Raw genomic sequence first — 3,084 nt, 5'->3', positions numbered from 1 at the left:
GTGTTAAAACACCGAGTAGGAGAAGAGGCACAAGGGCGCGAATACATCAAAGGGCCGAGGTAGCTCCTCATTATGAGCCCGCATATAAGTACGCAGTCTGACAAAATTAACGAAGGGTATTGTGCAATAGGAGGAGTCCATATAAGCGATTTTATATCGCGTTTCTCTCGAACCTAGCTAACCTCAGATCTGTATAAGAATTAAAGCCGAGTCACTTTTATACTCGGCTTTTTAGTCTGAAAGGTATAGGCAATTAATCCAGCCATTAAATTAACCATAAATGAGATGCAGCTGCGTTGCCTTGTCTGGTCTATTTAAGCCATATTTTTCAGCTGGTCGAAAACTGTTTCAATGATGAAACGCTTTGATAACATCGCTCTATCCCAAGATGATATTGGCTGACGTTTCATATTACTTCGTTGTCCTGTAATAAAATCAATGCCTTGCTCAGCAAGTTCCGCTTTTAGGTTTGCAGATATATAACCTTTATCAGCGTATAAACTACCTGTAACATTATCAACCATATCTAATGCCGGCTGTCTATCATCAACATTCCCAGCTGTCACTTTTACAGCTAGTAAACCACCTTCATCATTCATGATGAGGTGGAGTTTAAAGCCATAAAACCAGCCCATTGTTCCTTTGTCTCGTTTGGCTTCTCCCACGAAAACTTGGTGGCGAGGAATACGCATGTTGTGACACACCTTGAGAGAAGTGGAATCGATAAATGCAATGCCTGTTGGCTTATCAAAGCGCTGCTTTAAGTAGCTACATAGAGCGGGTAAGGTAGCCTAACAACTTCAACATACGTGTATAACTAACTAAATCAGGAGAATAATGTCGCCAATACTGGCAAACAAATTTGGTGTAGTAAGTTTTAAAGTCGCGGTAACCTGATTGATGAAAAGCAATCAATCTAGTCATGACTTCGCTAGAAGATAGGCGGGATGGTTTAATGCGTTGCTTTTCACCTGTTGATATTAGGTGCTCAAGCCATTGAGGTTCAAACAATAAACAAAAATCATCGACATCTACGTAAATTGCATCTAAGTTATTCATGCCCTTGCCTCGGTAATCTTATATTTCTTGGTCGAAAGATCTGAGCACCGCAAGGGCATTTAGTTCCATTTCTTATGTGCAGCTCAGGTTAGTTAGTACTTTGGTTGCTTAGAACTGCCTAGATACAGGAGGCGGCAGTGACATTTGTAAGGAAAAAGCAAGGCGTGCCATGCTTATTTTTTTGTTAAAAATCAACTGTTGTGGGTGAACAATAAAGTTTCATACTGCTAGGAGGCAACTTGTAGCAGTAAAACTTTACCAGTTCTTGTTGCTTGTTCTACGAAACAAGTAGTTTGTTTTAGTTTTTCACTGTTTTGTTTCGTTAAGGTGGTAAATATTTCAGGTTTAGTATGAAACTTTATAATTTGAATCGAGCAAGAATATAAGCTGTTACCTAAGTCCAGTATGAATCTATCTTTCCCAGCTCCAAATTTCCAAACCAAAACACCAGAGCTGCAGCCCTGCTCAGTATGAAACTATATTGCGTGATGACAGCAATTAGGTTAACGATAATAACTTGATCATTAAGAGCAAGTATTTGTAGAGCTGTCACCAGAGGGTACAATACAGAATGGCGAACTCTTTGAGTCTTTAAGATGTTTTTGAACGGTACTGTGATAATTCGCCCGGATATGAATTAAATGGCAGGTTGATAACAGGCTTCAGTGTCACATATGAAAAGCGCCATGTAGAAGGAGCTTGGGCAACTCACCCTTGCTTCAAAGTTCACTTTTCTAACGATGAGTTGAGGCCGTTTTCTATCAAAAAAGCTATTAAGTCTTTAGCTGATAACCAAAACTAGAACTTTAAGTAATAATAGTATAAAGCAGCTAAGTTAAAGACATCCATTTTATAGCATCTATCTATTGCCAACTTACTGTGAGAGAGTATTAAAATATCATACTAAAATGGCTGCGATCGCAATCGATACGCAGCCATTCCAAAATCGAAAATGTCCAGAAGAGAGTTACAAGAGTATGATACTTTAATATTCAGTTGTAGCTTGATTTGGACTTGATAGTAGCTTTTAGTATGAATCTTTATTCCTCTCCTACACTAACTCGCACTGGTTAGCTGAAGCCATACTCATGAACTCATCAACTATCGTGCTTAGCTGGGGAAACCTAGTTTTGACCTCGTATAAGTACATCAAAAGCTTTTGATTGTTGGTTTCGCAATTCAGATAAAAAGGTATGGTTATTAAGTAGTCAGCAAGTGCTGGTGGTATGATTTCAACATGATCGGCATTGTTACGAAGCTCGAAAAACTCTAAGTCACTAACAGCAGAAATGTTAAGCTCATTTAGTTCATCACTTTTGCTCTTAACATACTCAATTTCTGCCTTCATTGCCCAAAATGGCACCCAAGCTGAGTGGCTGAAGTTATTTATAAGTTTTTTATAATCACATTTTTCAGTTAGGCTACAATCTAAGAATTCTAAATTAGCTTCGTTGATGTCATAAGGTAATGATTTTACAGCCTCAAAACTGTCTTTTATGACACCAGTCTCTTCAGTAGAGGCAAACTTTATACGATGAAGCCAATATAAAACTAAACCATCAGCATGCTCGCTGCTTAAACTTTTAAGGTTTATTCCAGCATAACTCTCAACAGGAATAAATTGGCCGTTCCAAGTAACCGGTTCAGAGAACAGAAATGTACCTTGGTTAAGCTTGTCACTAAAGTGATCGATAATAGTTGAGTAGTCAAAAGTTGACTCTACACTAGAGTTGTCAGCGGGATGACGTATTTGCAAATAAACTATTGATAAAATAGAGCAAAGTAAAATGACAATGATAAACCACTTTGAGTTTTGATGTTTTGAGTATTTATTCAGGTTTGTAAACATAACAGCCTCCATATATATGCTTAATAATGTACAGGTATACGCAACATATAGAGGCAAAAAAAACCTAATATTTTTAAAAAATTACTTTTTATCTAAACTCACCGAGAAAACCCCGTGATCAGAACAAAGTGATGTCGCGGGGATGAATAGGTGTCACCCCTGCTCTTGGATATATT

General features: G+C 37.9%; 1 protein-coding gene and 1 pseudogene. Both read right to left on the bottom strand.

From position 1 onward, the window contains the following. Positions 1-200: 200 nt before the first annotated feature. Positions 201-1,059 (bottom strand): annotated as a pseudogene (locus AN394_RS21005) (IS982 family transposase). A 1,051-nt stretch (positions 1,060-2,110) separates the two neighbouring features. Next, positions 2,111-2,908 (bottom strand): hypothetical protein, encoded by a 798-nt coding sequence (locus AN394_RS21000; RefSeq protein WP_055022504.1) that lies wholly within the window; start codon positions 2,906-2,908, stop codon positions 2,111-2,113. Positions 2,909-3,084: the final 176 nt, after the last annotated feature.

Source organism: Pseudoalteromonas sp. P1-26, from assembly GCF_001401795.1.
Lineage (GTDB): Bacteria > Pseudomonadota > Gammaproteobacteria > Enterobacterales > Alteromonadaceae > Pseudoalteromonas.
Note: the sequence above shows the minus strand (reverse complement) of the source record. Positions and strands in the feature narration are given on the sequence as shown.

Bases quoted from the DNA above. Each gene is read 5' to 3' on its own strand.
- AN394_RS21000 (WP_055022504.1), bottom strand. From the start codon at position 2,908: ATGTTTACAAACCTGAATAAATACTCAAAACATCAAAACTCAAAGTGG.